This is a genomic window from Pseudomonas sp. GL_103 (genome assembly GCF_057835175.1).
In genome coordinates this window covers 863,832-879,268 of sequence record NZ_CM174420.1, presented here as the reverse complement: position 1 = coordinate 879,268, position 15,437 = coordinate 863,832, and the positions used below count along the sequence as shown (strand labels likewise).

Genomic DNA, 15,437 nt, shown 5'->3' with positions numbered 1-15,437 from the left:
CCACCTTTTCGCAGCCAACGTCGCCGATGTTGACGCTATCGTAGTTACCAGCGACTTGGCGCACAAAAGCGTCGAACGTGCAGGTATTTTTAACACTTCACAAATCATCGGGAACATCCGACTGTCATCTGAGTCGGTTAGAAAGAGTGATGCTCGTAACGCACGTCAGAAGCGTGCAAAAACGCGACATTTTTTGTTGATCTCAAGCCCCTCACGCCCTAAAGTTCGCGCCGAACGTCCATGCTGGAAACGATCCATCCGGCTCAAGTACTGACGACGAGACAGCAAGGCCAAGGGAAAGCTGCACTTCCCATGGCCTTTTTGCTTTCGGCGACATGCCTTGGGAAGTAGGCGAACCAAAGTGGGGATACGGAGGACGTTCATTTGCACCCATTGATTACTAATGTTTGCCACTAGGAGTCCCAAGTATGTCGATCCAGGTCGAAGATTATTTCGCGCGCGCCACTTTTGACAAAATGAAGGCGTTCGCCGACAAGCAGGAAACCCCGTTCGTGGTGATCGACACCGCGATGATCAGCCAGGCCTATGACGACCTGCGCGCCGGTTTCGAATTCGCCAAGGTCTACTACGCGGTCAAGGCCAACCCGGCCGTCGAGATCATCGACCTGCTCAAAGAGAAAGGCTCCAGCTTCGACATCGCCTCGATCTACGAACTGGACAAAGTGATGGATCGCGGCGTCAGCGCCGACCAGATCAGCTACGGCAACACCATCAAGAAATCCAAGGACATCCGCTACTTCTACGAGAAGGGCGTGCGCCTGTTCGCCACCGACTCCGAAGCCGACCTGCGCAACATCGCCAAGGCCGCACCGGGTTCGAAAGTCTACGTGCGTATCCTGACCGAAGGTTCGACCACCGCCGACTGGCCACTGTCGCGCAAATTCGGTTGCCAGACCGACATGGCCATGGACCTGCTGATCCTCGCCCGCGACCTGGGCCTGGTGCCTTACGGCATCTCGTTCCACGTCGGCTCGCAACAGCGCGACATCAGCGTGTGGGACGCGGCGATCGCCAAGGTCAAAGTGATCTTCGAGCGCCTGAAAGAAGAAGACGGCATCCACCTGAAGCTGATCAACATGGGCGGCGGCTTCCCGGCCAACTACATCACCCGCACCAACAGCCTGGAAACCTACGCCGAGGAAATCATCCGCTTCCTGAAGGAAGACTTCGGTGATGACCTGCCGGAAATCATCCTCGAGCCAGGCCGCTCGCTGATCGCCAACGCCGGCATCCTGGTCAGCGAAGTGGTGCTGGTCGCGCGTAAATCCCGTACCGCCGTCGAGCGTTGGGTGTACACGGATGTGGGCAAGTTCTCCGGCCTGATCGAAACCATGGACGAAGCCATCAAGTTCCCGATCTGGACCGAGAAAAAGGGCGAGATGGAAGAAGTGGTTATCGCCGGCCCTACCTGCGACAGCGCCGACATCATGTACGAAAACTACAAGTACGGCCTGCCGCTGAACCTGGCCATCGGTGATCGCCTGTACTGGCTGTCGACCGGCGCGTACACCACCAGCTACAGCGCTGTTGAATTCAACGGCTTCCCGCCGCTGAAGTCGTTCTACGTGTAAATACTGCGTAGAAAACCAAAAGCCCATGACATGTCATGGGCTTTTTTGTTTATGCAATCCCATGTAGGAGCGAGCTTGCTCGCGATGGATTTCAGAGCACCGTGTGTACTCAGACAGCACGCGTTATCGTTGTCCACCATCGCGAGCAATCGAGCGTCGACCGGCTGCTCCTACAGGGTTTCGAGCTGTTCGGTACGTTGTTTGTAATCAACAGACATCGCCTGAATCTGTGGATCATTGGCGGCTGACAATGCCTTACAGGCCACTCGCAGAAAATTCAGGTTGCCACCGGCCAACGCCTTGCGCAGCCAGACCAACGCATCCTCGATATTCCCTTCGTCGGTCAAGACCGCTGCAAAGCTGAACTGCCCGCGAAAATCCCCGCCCTCGGCCGAACGTCGGTACCAGTTACGAGCCGCTGCCGGATCCGCCGGACAGACCCGCCCTTCTTCCAGATACCGTCCCAACAGATTCATCGATTTTGCATGGCCCAACTCAGCCGCACGGCGATAGAGACTCAGTGCTTGAAGCTGATCCTCAACCACCCCGCGCCCGGTCGCCAGCAGATTGGCATAGTTGTACATCGCCCAATCCAGCCCAGCAGTGGCGGCAATTCGGTAATGCCTGGCCGCTAGCGATGCATCGGCAGCACAGCCCCAACCATGCTCATGACAACGGCCGAGCATGTTGCGCGCCATCACATGCCCGCGTCGCGCGGCGATGTCGAACCAACGCAGCGCCAGCGGCCGATCCTGAGCAATGCCCTGCCCATCCAGCAAAATCTGCCCGAGCAACGCCTGCGCATCGAGGACGTCTTCGCGGGCCGCGATCAGAATCGCCTGGGCCGCCCGGGCCGGACTTTCGTCGAGCATCGCGCGCAGGCGCTCACCGTCGAGCATTTCCTCGCGGCGTAAACGGAAATCCGCCACTTACACCTCGACCCAGCGACGCAACAGGTTGTGATACGTACCGGTGAGGCGGATCAGCGATAAATGATCGGGCACATCGCGGGTCAGTTGCTGGATTGCCCCGTCCATCTCGAACAACAGGGCGCGCTGGCTGTCTTCACGCACCAGGCTTTGCGTCCAGAAAAACGAGGCGAGTCGCGTTCCGCGTGTCACCGCGTTGACCTTGTGCAAACTGGTGCCTGGGTACAGCACCATGTCGCCGGCAGGCAGCTTTACCCGCTGGGTGCCGAAGGTGTCCTGGATTTCCAGCTCGCCGCCGTCGTAATCCTCCGGCTCGCTGAAGAACAGCGTGGCGGACAAATCCGTACGCACCCGCTCGATGCCACCTTTGGGCTGACGCACCGCATTGTCGATATGGAAGTCGAAACTGCCACCGGCGGTGTAACAGTTCAGCAGCGGAGGAAAGACTTTGTGCGGTAACGCTGCTGACATGAACAGCGGATTTTTCCACAGCCGCTCCAGCATCGCCGCGCCGATCTCCTTGGCCAGCGGATGCCCTTCAGGCAGCTGCAAATTGTGCTTGGCCTTCGCCGACTGGTAGCCGGCGGTGATCTTGCCATCGGCCCAATCGGCTTGCTCCAGAGCCTCGCGAATGCGCTGCACCTCGTCTTTTTCGAACAGACCGGGAATGTGCAGCAGCATGACAGAGGCACCTGAAACCAAAGGGATGCCAATGGTATTGATTCTTATTGCCTGTGTAAAACCCATCTGACGAATGAGTCAGCAAAAACCGTAAGGTTAAATTGTAAAGAATGTAAATTCAGTGCGAATAGTAATATTTCGCAATTGTTACAAATACCTATTTACCCTATATTCCGCCGCATCAAATCCTTGGGGAGGGGAATTCAAATGTCGCGTCAACAACCACAAGTACCGGTCAGTTCACCACGTCTGCTCGCATCCGCCATCGGCATGGCGATTACTGCCAGCTCTGCGGGCCACATGGTTTTCGCAGCGGAAAAAACCGACGAAAAAGCACCGGACAAAGTGATTTCGCTGGGCGCCACTGCCATCACTGGCGAAGCCCAGGACGAGACGACCTACAACGTAGAGAAAGCCTCCTCGCCCAAGTACACCGCGCCGCTGATCGACACTCCGCGCTCGGTGACGGTCATTCCGCAACAGGTTCTCAAAGACACCGGTGCCCTCAACATGCAGGACGCATTGCGCACTGTTCCAGGCATCACCTTCGGTGCAGGTGAAGGTGGCAATCCCCTGGGTGACCGTCCGTTCATCCGCGGCTTCGACGCCCAGGGCGATACCTACCTGGACGGCGTGCGCGATACCGGTTCCCAGAGCCGCGAAATCTTCGCCGTTGAATCGATCGAAGTCAGCAAAGGCCCGAACTCCGCCATCGGCGGTCGTGGCGCTGCGGGCGGCAGCATCAACCTGGTCAGCAAGAAAGCTCACCTGGGCAATTCGCTCGACGGTGGTTTCACCTGGGGCTCCGACCAGACCCAGCGCTACACCTTCGACGGCAACTACCAGTTCACCGACACCGCCGCTGGCCGTCTGAACCTGCTGAGCCACGAGAGCAACGTCGCCGGACGTGATAGCGTCGACTACGACCGCTGGGGTGTCGCACCGTCCCTGGCTTTCGGCCTGGGCACGGACACCCGCGTCAACCTCGACTACTACCACCTCGAAAGCAACGACACGCCGGATTCGGGTATTCCATACTCCATCCCGACCACTCTCGCGGCTGGACGCACCAAGTCCAATCCGGACAAGCCGAATGACGGCGGCGACAGCAGCAACTTCTATGGTCTGACCGACCGCGATTTCCGCAAGACCCGCACCGACACCGCGACCTTCGCCATCGAGCACGACCTGAGCGACGCGCTGACCATCAAGAACACCCTGCGCCACGGCAACAGCATGCAGGACTACATCCTGACCCAGCCGGACGACAGCAAGGGCAACGTCAACAATGGTAGCGTCTGGCGCCGGGCCAACACCCGCGTGAGCAACACCGAGACCACCACCAACCAGACCGACCTGTTTGGTGATGTGTATATCGCCGGGTTCAAGAACAGCTTCTCCACCGGTGTCGAATACACCCACGAGGAAAGTGAAAAATCCTCGTACAACGTCAACACGGACACCACCCCGAGAACGGCAGCGGTAACCAATAACTGCTCGCCGGCCCTGATCGGCGCGCCAAGCGGTTACAACTGCACCTCGCTGTCCAACCCGAACCCGAATGATCCGTGGAGCGGCGCCATCTCGCGCAACTATGCGGGCACCGACACCAAGGCCAACACCTACGCGTTGTACGTGTTCGACACCCTGACGTTGACCGAGCAGTGGCTGGTGAACATGGGCCTGCGCTACGACCACTTCGACACCGACTACAAAACCTTCAACGGTTCCAGCGTGACCACGTCCAAGGGCGATGACACCAGCGAATTCGTTACCGGTCAGTTCGGTGTGGTGTACAAACCAGCCGAAAACGGCAGCATCTATGCGTCCTACGCGACGTCTGCCACGCCACCGGGCAACACCCTGGGCGAAGGTTCGGAAGGCAACCCGTTGGGTGGCACGCCGGATCGCAACGGCAACCTGCTGAAAAGCGACATGGAGCCGGAAACCACCAAGAACTACGAAATCGGTACCAAGTGGGACCTGCTGAACGATCGTCTGTCCCTGACTGCCGACATCTTCCGCACCGAGAAAGAAAACGCTCGTGTGCAGACCAACACCACCACCTACGAAAACGTCGGCAAAACCCGCGTCCAAGGTGTCGAACTGTCGGCCACCGGCAAGCTCACCGACAAATGGCAGGTCTTCGCCGGTTACGCCTACATGGACAGCGAACAAGTCGACGGCGGTGATATGCCGGCAAACAAAGCCAACGATGGCAACGAACTGCCTAACACGCCGAAAAACAGCGCCAGCCTGTGGACGACCTATCAGGTCACGCCAAGGCTGACCATCGGTGGCGGTGCGTTCTATGTCGATGACGTGTTCGGCAGTGCCGCCAACACCACCATGGTCGATTCCTACGTTCGTTACGACGCGATGGCTGCCTACAAACTGACCAAAAACGTCGACCTGCAACTGAACGTGCAGAACCTGACCGACGAAACCTACTACGACAAGGCGTTCTCGACTCACTTCGCCAACCAGGCGGCCGGTCGTACCGCTTTGCTGAGCACCAACTTCCACTTCTGATAGAGGTGTGTAGCCCGAGGCCCCGTTCATCCAGATGAACGGGGCTTTTGTGCGTAAAAAAGAATGCTTCTCGACAACCCCGCGGCATAATGCGCGCCGTGATGAATCAATTTGAACGAACAAGGCGAGCGACGTGTTGAAGAAAACCCTGTTCCAGTTGCACTGGTTTTTCGGCATCAGCGCCGGGCTGGTCCTGGCCCTGATGGGCATCACCGGGGCGACGGTGTCGTTTCAGGATGAAATCCTGAGCACACTCAACCCTTCTGTATTGCAGGTCGAAAAACAGGTCGCCGGTGTGCTGCCGCCCGCCGAACTGGTGGAGCGAATCGAAGCCGTATCGGGCAAAAAAGTCTCGATGCTCACGGTGGAAACCGACAGCGGCAACGCCGCCAAAGTGTGGTTCACCCCGCCTCCGGGTGAACGCCGTGGCGAGATGCGCTACTTCGACCCGTACACCGCCGAGTTCCTCGGCGACGCCGCCGGCCAGGGCTTCTTCGGCCTGATGCTGCAATTGCACCGTTTCCTCGCCATGGGCGACACGGGTCGGCAGATCACCGGCGCGTGTACGTTGATCCTGGTGTTCTTCTGCCTGTCCGGCCTGTACCTGCGCTGGCCTCGTCAGTGGAGAAGCTGGCGCACCTGGCTGACCCTGGACTGGAAGAAAAAGGGCCGCGCCTTCAATTGGGATCTGCATTCGGTGGCCGGTACGTGGTGCCTGTTGGTTTACCTGCTGCTGGCGTTGACCGGGTTGTCCTGGTCCTACGAGTGGTACAACAAAGGCCTGACCAAACTGCTTTCCGACGCGCCGCAAAACGAGCGTGTGCGTGGTGGTCGCGGCCCGGCTCCGCAAGGTCCGGCGCCGACCGCCGATTACGCAGCGATGTGGAGCAGCATCTACAGCGCCGCCGGTCCAGGCCTGTCCGCCTACAACATCCGCATGCCTCCAGTGGCTGGCCAACCGGCAACCGTGTTCTATCTGCTCGAAAGCTCGCCCCATGATCGCGCGCTGAACCAGATCACCCTCGACCCGGCCACCGGCATCGTCAAACGCGTTGACCGCTATACCGACAAGAGCATCAAGGCGCAATTGCTGACCAGCATTTATGCGCTGCACGTCGGCAACTATTTCGGCCTCGTCGGACGGATCATCATCACAGTCGCAGCGGTGTGCATGCCGCTGTTCTTCATCACTGGATGGCTGCTGTACCTGGATCGTCGCCGCAAGAAAAAGCAGATCAAGGATGCGCGCAAAGGCCTCGAACAACCGGCCGGTGATGCGTCGGCATGGCTGATCGGTTTCGCCAGTCAGAGCGGTTTTGCCGAACAACTGGCGTGGCAGACTGCCGGCCAATTGCAGGCCGCCGGATTACCGGTGAAGGTGCAGCCACTGGCGAATGTCAGCGAACAGGATTTGCATGATTCCAGTAATGCGCTGTTCGTGGTCAGCACCTTCGGCGACGGCGAAGCACCGGACAGTGCTCGTGGTTTCGAGCGCAAGGTGCTGGGCAAGGCTTCGTCGCTCGACAGCCTGAACTACGCAGTGCTCGGTCTCGGTGATCGTCAATATCAGCACTTCTGCGGGTTCGCCAAACGCCTGCATCAGCGGTTGAGCGAACACGGCGGCAAGACGCTGTTCGCGCCAGTGGAAGTCGACAGCGGTGATCCCTACGCCCTGCGTCACTGGCAAACCCAGCTCGGTCTGCTCACCGGGCAGGCACCGGTCGATACCTGGCAGGCACCGAGCTACGACAACTGGACACTGGTGCGCCGCGAACTGATGAACCCCGACAGCAGCGGTTCGCCGGTTTATCTGTTGGGCCTGATTGCTCCGAACACCAGCAGTTGGCTAGCCGGCGATCTGGTCGAAGTGCTGCCGCGCAACTGCCCGTGGGTCATCGAACACTTCCTCGACGGCCTCGGCATTTGTGGCGAGACCACGGTGAAAATCAACGGCCTCGAAGAGCCGCTTGATGTAGCGCTGGCTTCGCGTCAACTGCCGGAACACCGCGCGCATCTGGTGGGCCTGCATGCTCAATCATTGGTCGATGCGATGGTGCCTTTGGCCAAGCGCGAATACTCGATCGCCTCGATTGCAGCAGACGGCGTACTGGAGCTGATCGTGCGCCAGGAGCAGCATGCCGACGGCAGCCTCGGCATTGGTTCCGGCTGGTTGACCGAACATGCGCCGGTGGGTGGCAGCATCAGCCTGCGGGTGCGGCGCAACAGCGGTTTCCATTTACCGAACGAGCCGGTGCCGATGATTCTGCTGGGTAACGGCACAGGTCTGGCCGGGTTACGCAGTTTGCTCAAGGCGCGGATTGCTGACGGTCAACAGCGTCAGTGGCTGCTGTTTGGCGAGCGTAATCGTGAGCACGATTTCCTCTGCCGCGCGGAACTGGAAGAGTGGTTGACCAACGGTGATCTGGCGCGTCTCGACCTGGCCTTCTCGCGGGATCAGGCTGAGAAGATCTACGTGCAGGATCGCCTGCAGGAGTCGGCCGAGGAACTGAAAAAATGGCTGGCAGAGGGTGCGGTGATTTATATCTGCGGCAGTATGCAGGGGATGGCTAGCGGGGTTGACCAGGTGCTGCAGAAAGTCCTCGGAGCTGCGCAGGTAGAAACGCTTATCGAACAAAACCGTTATTGCCGCGACGTCTACTGAGTGCAACCGGATCTCATTCGGCTACAACTCCACTTTGCTCATTATTCTTCAACAGCATATTTACCTTTACAACGCATGAATTCTGACCACTCCTGCAACCTGTCAATCCGCAGTTGCAGTGGGTTCAGCAAGCTGGCAACCAGGTTCAGCACCAAGAGCAAAGTCGAATACGTCGAGGAAGCTGTTATCGAGGAAAGCCTATCAATCATCACCGTCAATAACTGCTGAATCCTGTTCAGAAAATTGCCGAAGTTGAATAGTGCGGAGGAGGAGGAGACGTATACGCCAGTCAAACGATACAGCTCCAGCGTTTGCGGCCCAGGATCTCCTATGTACGGTCTCCTGAAATCGAAGGGGGAAGTCCCGGAACCCGAAGGAGGCTTTTGCGGTGAGTAGCCATACGCCTCTATTTTTTGTTTTCTTGCTGCAACGATGCGGTAGAACATTGGATGAATCCCTTGCTCCATCGAGGAGACATTCAATCTGTACCGTTCAACTGTTTGCAGTTTGGTGCGGCACTGGTCAACGAAAAAGCTCACGACTCCGGAAACGTTGTAAAAACTGCAAATGGCAAGGTGAGGTTGCCAGAGGTCGAAAGGAGCGCACCCCAAAGTATCAATAGACACCCGTCGGTAGCGCGTCACGCCTGGCTTGGCCTCAATGAAAACCTGCCGAAGATGTCGGGCGTGATCGACGCAGGCAAGCACTCCCGCCCGTAACTCCTCCACATCATCCACCAAGGACTGAAATCTGGAGAGATTGGCGTCAGCCTCTTCGCTCAACTCCTGCGCATAGGCGCCTAGCACCTTTGATGTCTCAGGGGTGGAGTGAGTGATGAAATCCCTGTGGAGCACCTCATTCAAGAACAATTTGTATGCGCGCAACGAAATAAAATCATCTTCCTGAAAAAATATGACATCCCTGTTCTCGTCGCTCATAGTCGTCTCCTGCGAATATTCAATCCCGAGTAACACTATCAATAAAAAGCCGTGCATCGAGAGGCTCGACGCACGGCCATTCAAGGGCGGTGTGAAACGTAATACTTACAGATAAGAAAGCTGATTCAGGTAACCGACAAAACCATTGGCGGTAGAGAAATACTCTGAAATCTGCTTACTCAAGGGCATGGCCTGATGAGCCTTCATCGAGTTCAAGAAGCGCGACACTGTTTTGTCGATCTTATCGAACTCTGCCACGTAGAGTTTGCGCTGCTCATTCATTTCGCCAAAAACTTCGATGAGCTTGATCTTGTCGGCAGTGATGCGTGCGCTGTGTTTTTCGGCAGCGATTTGCGCCTGCACCTCCACAGTCTTATCACGAAGGACCTGATTCTGTTTTACCATCAAGACAAAGGAAACACTCCTGACTGCACCCTCCAGGTCCTGTTTCACTTTTTCGATCGCTGCCAGCACAAGATCAACCTGAGATGGCTTCGCACCAAGTTTCTTGACCGCCTCGACACTCAGTTCGATATTCCTGGTAACGCCGGAAATACCGAGTTTATTGAGCTCATCCACTGCTTCGTTGATGACTGCACGTTTTTTTTCAAGATTGGTCAGGCTGGAATTCAAACGTTCCAATACGACTTCACGCTCTGAAACGTCATTAATCAACGAGGCTTTGAATCCCTGCACGGTTGTCTCGTCGTAGCCTGCATTGAACTTCCTGAGGCTCTCACTCAGCGAGTTGGAAATTTCACTGACGGATGCCTGTGCCTCATTTAACAACACAGCCTGCTCCCCATGAATTTCATCGATCTCTTCAGAACCTTCTTGCAGTTCTTCATCAAGCGACATCAACTGTCCAAGCGTGGATTTAAGTACAAATTCGGTTTTCAGAGCCTTTTCCCTGACCACATTGGAGCCGGTCGAAACATCGACCGAAAGTGTATTAAACTTTTCGCTCAAGTCCGGAAGATAATCAGTTTTCATGAACAATAACTTTGCTTCCACCGCACTGTTACGCAGTTTCGAACTACTGCCCTGCAAGACATCGGTTTGCACGCCAGGGTACATATCACTTTGCATTAAAGACCTCCTTGATCTTTTTCCTTGAAAACCGTATTCCCTCATGTATTCCACTTCCGCCTCGCGGAATAATTCAACAAGGTCATCAGCACTGCTGTGGATCATGCGCCATGGCGCAGCGACCAAACGAAATTGAGTAATGAAGGCTAGTAACCGAACACCGCCTTCGATCTTCGAGACTGCTTTTCCGGAGCTTTCGATGTAGGTATGGAGCACATTCCAAGTATGGACCACGTTATTTGTCGCCACTTCAGCATCTAGAGCAACCGTCTGCATATCCTGCATGTCACTTCTGATCCGTGCGATCGAACCCAGAGTCTTGGACTTGCTCTCAAGGCTCTTGATGGCCGTTTCCTGGATGCGGTTCAGATCATTACGCCGGGATCGAACACTTTCAGCTTCTACTCCGATATAGATGGCAACTCCCAACCCTACGAGAGAAAAGTTGCTCACCGACTCAAGCGACTTCATTACCAGCGCCTTGTACTCTTTATTCAACTCATCAATCTGATTAGCGCGCTCCTTGATCTTGTTATTCAAACCCTCGATGTCCGCCGCGTATGTATTGCTCTCAAGAGCCAGCGCCAGCAACTTGATCGTGGGAATGACATCGTTAGTCAGTTGTCGACTAAACGTGTTGAGATCTGTTTTGATTTCAACGGCCGTCTGCAGATGCTCTTTGACCTGCTCGAAGATCAGATCCAGAACATCCCCCAGATTCGGGATGGTGTCCTCTTCCAATGCAAGATCCGGGAACGATTTGCCTTCTTTCACTTCCCAGTCACGCAGTTCCTTGTAGTTGGTGATTTTGTGTGTGCCCAGCGTCTTTGCCAACTTGACCTCAGCGAAAATTTCCTCGACCGAAGCAAGGTAAACATCCATGCTCAAACCAAACACTTTCAAATGGGTTCCCGTCAGCATGATGCGAGAGCGCAGGGGGGACCACAGCCTGGCATGCGAGTTTATCTTCGTAAAAGACGCGAGAAAGTCTTCAGTCGTGAAACCTTTGCCACCGTCTTCGTCGCCAAAGTTCAGGTAAGTCGCAAGGGATCGCTCGTTGGTCGGAAGTGCCAGCCCTGCGGCTTCATATTTACGCAGGGAAATGATTTGGGCTTTTGTTAGTATCAAGCCGTTTGCGCGAGTAATGTCATTCGCGGCCCCGGTCGACAAGGACATCAGTGATTGGGGGACAACGGCTGCAAGATTTGCAATTTCTTCGTGGTTTTTGCCTTCCAGGCTCTTTTCCCACAATACAGCGGACATAGCGATTCCTCTCTAAAAGTTCGACTCTTAACCAGACCATTTAACTTTCATAACCTGTTTATTCGTCATAAAGTTCAGAAAAGAAAGTAAGCACTCCTCCAATATCGATCAAGCGATTAAATATATGAAAATGTAATAGCTAGAGAACCAGAATAAAACCTCAGCAAAAAAAACATCAAACTCATCGACCAACGAGAAACACTGAAAACTTCAACCAACATCTACACACCAACCCCAAAAACTCCAAAACTCCAAAACTCCAAAACTCCAAAACTTGACAGTAACTACAAATAAAACTCAGCAACTTCCAGTATCAGCTTCTTGTGCAAAAATCATTTCCCATACAGCGAACAACTACCGAGTCTCACGGTGACAGTTTTTGCTCGAACACAGCTACGCCATCCAGATCGCGCAACACCACACTCATCTCCCCGCTCTGCCCATCGATATTCACCTCGCCAAAAAACTGAAACCCGGCAAACGGCGAGACGTTCTGCGCGGGCGGCGCCTTTTCGAACACCACTTCAGGGCCAAAGGTTTTATCCAGCGAGTTCGGTCCGAAGCTGCCGGCATTCAGCGGTCCGGCGACGAACTCCCAGAACGGTTCGAAATCCTGGAACGCCGCCCGATCCGGGTGGTAATGATGGGCTGCGCAGTAATGCACATCCGCGGTCAGGAACAGGAAGTTGCGCACCTGCTGCGCCCGCAGGAAGCCGAGCAACTCGGCGATCTCCAGTTCGCGCCCCTGGGCCGGGCCGGGGTCACCGTTGGCCACCGCTTCCCAACGCTCGACACCGGGGCTGACTTCGCCGTCGGGCACACCGAGGCCAATGGGCATGTCGGCGGCGATCACTTTCCATTGCGCGTTCGAGGCCTGCATTTCGCGCTTGAGCCAGTCCAGTTGCTCACGCCCGAGGAAGGGTTTTTCAGCGCCCAGATTGTCATCGTTGGCTCCGCGATAGCTGCGCATGTCCAGCACGAAAACATCGAGCAGCGGCCCGTAACCGAGCTTGCGATAGATCCGCCCGCCGCCATCGCCGCTCTGCAAACGCATCGGCGCGTATTCAAGCCAGGCCTGGCGTGCGCGGCCCACCAGGCTGTGGATATCCTTGTCCTGGTAACGCGCATCCAGTTGCTTGCCCGGCGACCAGTTATTCACCACTTCGTGGTCGTCCCACTGCCAGATCTGCGGGACCTCGGCATTGAAGCGACGGATGTTTTCGTCCATCAGGTTGTAGCGATAGTTGCCGCGATACTCATCGAGGGTCTCGGCGACTTTGCTCTTGGCTTCGGTGGTGATGTTGCGCCACACCCGGCCGCCTTCCGTGGTGAGCTGTGCCGGGATCGGGCCGTCGGCGTAAATGGTGTCGCCGCTGTGGATAAAAAAGTCTGGCAGACGCAGGCGCATTGCTTCGTAGATGCGCATGCCGCCAATGTCCGGGTTGATGCCGAAGCCCTGGCCGACGGTGTCGCCGCTCCAGACAAAACGGATGTCACGGCGGGTTTGCGGCACGCTGCGCAAGTGACCGAACCAGGGCTCGCTGGCAACGCCGCTCTGGGCGTCTTCAAACTGCACGCGATAGAAAATCGCCTGGTCGGCGGGCAGCCCGGTGAGTTCGACCCGGGCGGTGAAATCGGTGCGTGCATCGGCCAGGGGCGAGACGAATCGCCGGGGGTTGGGAAACAGGCTGCGGGTGTCCCACTCCACCACCATCCGCGCGGGGCGGTCGCAGCGGCTCCAGATGATCGCCCGGTCGCCCAGCAGGTCACCGGACTGCACGCCGTCGGTGAGTTGCGGCCGATCCTTGACCGAAGCGATCACCGCCGGCGCCAGCCCCGGCAACAACAGCCCGGCACCGACCGCTTGCATGACACGACGGCGCCCGAGGTTGAAATCGCTCATGGTGTTCTCCCTGAAAAAGGAAAAACTAAAGCATGGACCTATGACCCTGGCATGACACAGATCCCGCCAACACCACAGATCCCTTGTGGGAGCGGGTGTCAGGCAGTGACGGGTTCCACCGCCAACTCCACCGCCTCAGACCGCTTGACCAGCGCATACACCACCGCCGTCAACAAGCTCCCCGCCACAATCGCCAACAGATAAAGCAGCGCATGGTTGATCGCATTCGGGATCGCCAGCACGAACAACCCACCGTGGGGCGCCATCAGTTTGCAGCCGAAATACATCGACAGCGCACCGGTCAGCGCACCGCCGGCGATGCTCGCCGGAATCACCCGCAGCGGGTCTTTTGCCGCAAACGGAATCGCCCCTTCGGAGATGAAGCACAGCCCCAGCACCAAGGCTGCTTTACCGGCTTCGCGTTCGGTCTGGGCGAACTTGCGTCGGGCAATGAACGTGGCGATGCCCAGGCCGATTGGCGGCACCATGCCGGCCGCCATGGTCGCCGCCATCGGCGCGTAGCTCTGCGACGCCAGCAAGCCCACCGAGAACGCATAAGCCGCCTTGTTGATCGGCCCGCCGAGGTCGACGCACATCATGCCGCCCAGCAGCACACCCAGCAGAATCGCGTTGGTGGTGCCCATGCTGTCGAGGAAATGCGTGAGCCCGGCAAGCATCCCGGCCACCGGCTTGCCGACCACATAGATCATCACCAGACCGGTGAACAGACTCGCCAGCAGCGGGATGATCAGGATCGGCTTGAGCGCCTCAAGGCTTTGCGGCAAACGCGCATAACGGTTGATCGCCCTGGCCGCATAACCGGCAAGAAAACCGGCAATGATCCCGCCGATGAAACCGGCGCCCAGGGTGCTCGCCAGCATGCCACCGATCATCCCCGGCGCGAGGCCCGGACGGTCGGCGATGGAATAGGCGATGTAACCCGCCAACAGCGGCACCATCAGCTTGAACGCAGTGTCGCCGCCGATCTGCATCAACGCCGCCGCCAGCGTGCCCTCTTCCTTGAACGCGGTGATACCGAACACGAACGACAAGGCGATCATCAAGCCGCCGGCTACCACCATCGGCAACATGAACGACACGCCGGTCAGCAGGTGTTTATAGACGCCCGTCTTCTCCTGCTTGGCCGTTGTCTTGGCAGTGTTCGATGCGCTTTCCTGCTGGCCTTCGGCCAAGGCTTTTTTCAAGGTCGCCTCGGCTTGCTTGAGGGCAATGCCGGTGCCGCAGCGATAGATTTTCTTGCCGGCGAAACGCTCGGTGGCGACTTCGATATCGGCCGCCAGCAGCACCACATCGGCCTCGGCAATCGCTTGTGCGCTCAATGGATTGCGCGCGCCGACCGAGCCCTGGGTTTCCACCTGCAGGTCATAGCCCAGGCGCTTGGCCGCTTGCTGCAAGGCCTCGGCGGCCATAAACGTGTGAGCGACACCCGTCGGGCAGGCGGTGACGGCCACCAGTCGCGGCGTGTTCTGGACGACAGCCACAGGTTCGACGACGACTTCGGTAGCGACGTAGACCTGTGCCTCCTGCGCTCCTCGCCGCAGCACGGCTTCCACGTCCTGCAGGGCCTGGGCCGGGGTACTCTGGAACAGCCGCTTGCCGACAAACCGCGACATGTCCACCGGCGCGCTGGTCACCAGCAGCACCCACTCGGCCGCGTCGAGGGTGGCCGCCGACAGTTGCTTTTCGGGATGCGCGGCATCGGTGACTTCGACACTGGTGCTCCAGCCCTGACGCTGGGCCGCGGCATCGAGCAGTCGGGCACACAGCACACTGGTGACCATGCCGTTCGGGCAGGCCGTAACGATGGCTAACTTCATGACAAACCCT

9 protein-coding genes are annotated in these 15,437 nt (G+C 57.3%); 3 read left to right on the top strand and 6 right to left on the bottom strand.

What is annotated here, in order from left to right:
• Window positions 1-428 precede the first annotated feature (428 nt).
• A complete protein-coding gene (locus AC3IP0_RS03895) occupies window positions 429-1,592 on the top strand; it encodes a type III PLP-dependent enzyme (RefSeq protein WP_489318325.1) in 1,164 nt (387 codons plus the stop codon).
• A 170-nt stretch (window positions 1,593-1,762) separates the two neighbouring features.
• Here the strand turns inward: AC3IP0_RS03895 and AC3IP0_RS03890 are convergent, their stop codons facing one another.
• Window positions 1,763-2,521: a tetratricopeptide repeat protein gene (locus AC3IP0_RS03890; protein ID WP_489318324.1), complete on the bottom strand. Its 759-nt coding sequence runs from the start codon at window positions 2,519-2,521 to the stop codon at window positions 1,763-1,765.
• Window positions 2,522-3,202, bottom strand: a complete 681-nt coding sequence (locus tag AC3IP0_RS03885; RefSeq protein ID WP_489326688.1) for a Fe2+-dependent dioxygenase — start codon at window positions 3,200-3,202, stop codon at window positions 2,522-2,524. It abuts the gene before it with no gap.
• Window positions 3,203-3,409: 207 nt separating this feature from the next.
• Here AC3IP0_RS03885 and AC3IP0_RS03880 point away from each other — a divergent pair, with 207 nt between their 5' ends.
• Window positions 3,410-5,734 carry a TonB-dependent receptor gene (locus AC3IP0_RS03880; protein ID WP_489326687.1) on the top strand — a complete coding sequence of 775 codons (2,325 nt, stop codon included), beginning with the start codon at window positions 3,410-3,412 and terminating at the stop codon, window positions 5,732-5,734.
• A gap of 133 nt (window positions 5,735-5,867) precedes the next feature.
• A complete protein-coding gene (locus AC3IP0_RS03875) occupies window positions 5,868-8,396 on the top strand; it encodes a PepSY domain-containing protein (RefSeq protein ID WP_489326685.1) in 2,529 nt (842 codons plus the stop codon).
• A 41-nt stretch (window positions 8,397-8,437) separates the two neighbouring features.
• On the opposite strand, the gene AC3IP0_RS03870 is transcribed toward AC3IP0_RS03875, so the two are convergent.
• The 4 genes from AC3IP0_RS03870 to AC3IP0_RS03855 all read right to left on the bottom strand — a co-directional run bounded on the left by AC3IP0_RS03870 (window position 8,438) and on the right by AC3IP0_RS03855 (window position 15,427).
• Entirely contained in the window at window positions 8,438-9,334 is an 897-nt protein-coding gene (locus AC3IP0_RS03870) for a hypothetical protein (protein WP_489318320.1), read from the bottom strand.
• Between the two features lie 105 nt (window positions 9,335-9,439).
• Complete coding sequence (locus tag AC3IP0_RS03865; RefSeq protein WP_489318319.1) at window positions 9,440-11,686, bottom strand: alpha-xenorhabdolysin family binary toxin subunit A; 2,247 nt, start codon at window positions 11,684-11,686, stop codon at window positions 9,440-9,442.
• 364 nt (window positions 11,687-12,050) lie between these two features.
• Complete coding sequence (locus tag AC3IP0_RS03860) at window positions 12,051-13,589, bottom strand: alkaline phosphatase D family protein (protein WP_489318318.1); 1,539 nt, start codon at window positions 13,587-13,589, stop codon at window positions 12,051-12,053.
• A 98-nt stretch (window positions 13,590-13,687) separates the two neighbouring features.
• Complete coding sequence (locus AC3IP0_RS03855; RefSeq protein WP_489326684.1) at window positions 13,688-15,427, bottom strand: PTS fructose-like transporter subunit IIB; 1,740 nt, start codon at window positions 15,425-15,427, stop codon at window positions 13,688-13,690.
• Window positions 15,428-15,437 lie beyond the last annotated feature (10 nt).

What these genes read in the sequence shown, in the direction of transcription:
- AC3IP0_RS03895 (WP_489318325.1), top strand. Translation starts at nt 429, where the DNA reads ATGTCGATCCAGGTCGAAGATTATTTCGCGCGCGCCACTTTTGACAAA.
- AC3IP0_RS03885 (WP_489326688.1), bottom strand. Translation starts at nt 3,202, where the DNA reads ATGCTGCTGCACATTCCCGGTCTGTTCGAAAAAGACGAGGTGCAGCGC.
- AC3IP0_RS03880 (WP_489326687.1), top strand. Translation starts at nt 3,410, where the DNA reads ATGTCGCGTCAACAACCACAAGTACCGGTCAGTTCACCACGTCTGCTC.
- AC3IP0_RS03870 (WP_489318320.1), bottom strand. Translation starts at nt 9,334, where the DNA reads ATGAGCGACGAGAACAGGGATGTCATATTTTTTCAGGAAGATGATTTT.
- AC3IP0_RS03865 (WP_489318319.1), bottom strand. Translation starts at nt 11,686, where the DNA reads ATGTCCGCTGTATTGTGGGAAAAGAGCCTGGAAGGCAAAAACCACGAA.
- AC3IP0_RS03860 (WP_489318318.1), bottom strand. Translation starts at nt 13,589, where the DNA reads ATGAGCGATTTCAACCTCGGGCGCCGTCGTGTCATGCAAGCGGTCGGT.
- AC3IP0_RS03855 (WP_489326684.1), bottom strand. Translation starts at nt 15,427, where the DNA reads ATGAAGTTAGCCATCGTTACGGCCTGCCCGAACGGCATGGTCACCAGT.